At 67.0% G+C, this 1,500-nt stretch carries 2 protein-coding genes; one reads left to right on the plus strand and one right to left on the minus strand.

The window, feature by feature from the left end; translation table 11 throughout:
* Nucleotides 1-285 precede the first annotated feature (285 nt).
* Entirely contained in the window at nucleotides 286-426 is a 141-nt protein-coding gene (locus tag BLV24_RS22185; RefSeq protein WP_176954882.1) for a hypothetical protein, read from the plus strand.
* A gap of 104 nt (nucleotides 427-530) precedes the next feature.
* Here BLV24_RS22185 and BLV24_RS21305 read toward each other — a convergent pair whose 3' ends face one another.
* Nucleotides 531-1,352 carry a hypothetical protein gene (locus BLV24_RS21305; RefSeq protein ID WP_092685685.1) on the minus strand — a complete coding sequence of 274 codons (822 nt, stop codon included), beginning with the start codon at nucleotides 1,350-1,352 and terminating at the stop codon, nucleotides 531-533.
* Nucleotides 1,353-1,500: the final 148 nt, after the last annotated feature.

Consider the following 1,500-nt stretch of genomic DNA (forward strand, 5'->3'; position numbering starts at 1 on the left):
GGTTGCCCCGGGAGCATCATGGCCACCGATGTAAGGGGGGCATTTTTGGACGCCGATCACCCCGCTACGGGGTCACTTTTCCATGCCGCTTCACACCTACACCCCCGCCGAATGCGCCAACTGCTTCAGCGCATGCGGATATGATCCAGACTGGTAGGATTCCGCTCTAGTCTAGGAAGTGCGAATGAGACTTGGTCGCCCGGCGCCCGGGGCGGGCGTTACGCGACCGGCGCGAGCGTGGGGCAGGGACGCCCTGGCGGTGGTGCGGATGCCGGCTGATGATCGATGTCGAGGCGTCCCTGGGGGATCACCGCCGCCAATCTATCCGCGGCGGGGCTCGAAGCTCTGGCGGGCAAAGGCTTCCTAATCTGCTCTATCCTTACCACCGGCCTCGGCGCCAGCCTGTGGACGGCGCTCAAGCCCTGATCTGGCGTAAGGTGGGCGCCAACCTTGCTTCCCCGGCCACCACCCGCGCAGAGGCGGGTTGGCGCCCGCCCTGCGGCCCGGATCGCATCCCCGGGGCCATGGGCTCAGTACGCGAACCGCGCCCCGAACTCTGCCGTCAGCCATTCGAGGTCTGCGGTCCAGTCATTCGCCGCCAGCCGCCGCCTCGGATGCGCCCCCTGACTTTTCAGCAAGAAGCGCAGATGGCGCTGGATTTGCTGGTAGCGTTTGCGGGTGCCCGGTGTGCCCCAGATCGCCAAGTAGTCCGGGCCAAAGGCGTTGGGCAGGTGGTCGCTGACGGCAGAGGCGAGGATCGCGCGGCGCTCCCCTGGCAATAACGGGCTGGACGCGCCGACGCGATAGCCTAGCAGGTTGATCGGACTGTTCTTGTGAAGGGCCGAGAAATCGATCTCTCCCTTGTCAGCCCGCATCTGCGCCCGGGCGCGTGCTCGGGCTCGGGCGCGAACAGGCTCTCGCTCTTTCGCCGCGGCGCGGGCCTTCCGCTGCGCCTCCGCGTGTTGAGCTGCCCGATCGTTGGCCTTGGCCTGAGCCTTCCTGCGCACTGCCGTTTCGGCCTGCGCCCTCCGCCTGGCTTGCGCCTCGGCTTGCTGCCACGCTGTCCGGCGAGTCTCTTCGTCGGCCTTCTCCTGGATCCCCGCGCCAGCCCGCGCATCGGCTCGCTCCTGAGCCGCGGCCCTCGCCCACGCGTCGCCGCGGGCATCGGCACGCCGCAAGTCAGCGAACTCTGCACGCTTGCGGTAGTAGTCCATGAGCGTCGGCCCGCTCGACACCTGTGCGTCCGGCTTTTCCTGCCGCGGCGGCACTCCTCGCCAGACGCTCCATGCCCAGATGGCGACGAGTAGAACCAGCCCGATGAGGAACAGCCATTCGAGAGTGTCGTCTTGCATCGCCAAATTCCGCCGCTCGACCAAGCCCGCTATGAAGGTATCCGAGAGTCTTCTGAGGTGGTCCCCCTTTCTCGGACAGGTTCGCGGCTCTGCTAAGCTTGGTTCAGATCCTCGTCATGCCGCTGCGTCGTAGCCGAGCGGGACCGCA

The organism is Albimonas donghaensis, from assembly GCF_900106695.1.
Lineage (GTDB): Bacteria > Pseudomonadota > Alphaproteobacteria > Rhodobacterales > Rhodobacteraceae > Albimonas > Albimonas donghaensis.

What these genes read in the sequence shown, in the direction of transcription:
- BLV24_RS22185 (WP_176954882.1), top strand. Translation starts at nt 286, where the DNA reads ATGTCGAGGCGTCCCTGGGGGATCACCGCCGCCAATCTATCCGCGGCG.
- BLV24_RS21305 (WP_092685685.1), bottom strand. Translation starts at nt 1,352, where the DNA reads ATGCAAGACGACACTCTCGAATGGCTGTTCCTCATCGGGCTGGTTCTA.